2 protein-coding genes are annotated in these 525 nt (G+C 72.8%); both read left to right on the forward strand.

Going from position 1 to position 525, the window contains the following annotated elements:
• A partial coding sequence (locus AOK22_RS42685; RefSeq protein ID WP_244164778.1) for a methionine adenosyltransferase domain-containing protein occupies window positions 1-132 on the forward strand: 132 nt, incomplete at its 5' end.
• A 108-nt stretch (window positions 133-240) separates the two neighbouring features.
• Window positions 241-525, forward strand: a 285-nt coding sequence (locus tag AOK22_RS13900; RefSeq protein ID WP_482255555.1) for a primosomal protein N' family DNA-binding protein, incomplete at its 3' end; no start/stop codon positions are given.

Genomic DNA, 525 nt, shown 5'->3' on the forward strand with positions numbered 1-525 from the left:
CGCGACCTCGACCTGCTCCGCCCGATCTACTCGCAGACCGCCGCGTACGGCCACTTCGGCCGGGCGCTCCCCGACTTCACGTGGGAGAAGACGGACCGCGTGGAGGCGCTGCGGAAGGCCGCCGGTCTGTAACCGCGGCCGCACAGGCTCACACGAGGCCCGGTACCCCCTGGTGGGGTGCCGGGCCTCGTCGTCCTCACGGCCGGGTCGGTGTCCGAGCCGTCTGGTAGGAATGCTGCTGTGAGCAGGGAGAACGAAGGGTTCGAGGCGGAGGGGGCCGAGGGGCCGGAGCAGCTGGCGCTGATCCGGGAGTCGGTGCGCAAGGCCAAGGTGCCGCGGGCCAAGCCGCGGACGTGGCGGGGGGCCGCGTTGGCCAAGGAGTTGCCCGTGGCGCGGGTGCTGGTCGACAAAGGGGTGCTGCATCTCGACCGGTACTTCGAGTACGCCGTGCCGGAGGAGCTGGACGAGGCGGCGCAGCCCGGGGTGCGGGTGCGGGTGCGGTTCGGGGCGGGGGCTCACAACGTG

Origin of the sequence: Streptomyces silaceus, from assembly GCF_001419745.1 — a bacterium.
Taxonomy (GTDB): Bacteria; Actinomycetota; Actinomycetes; order Streptomycetales; family Streptomycetaceae; genus Streptomyces; species Streptomyces silaceus.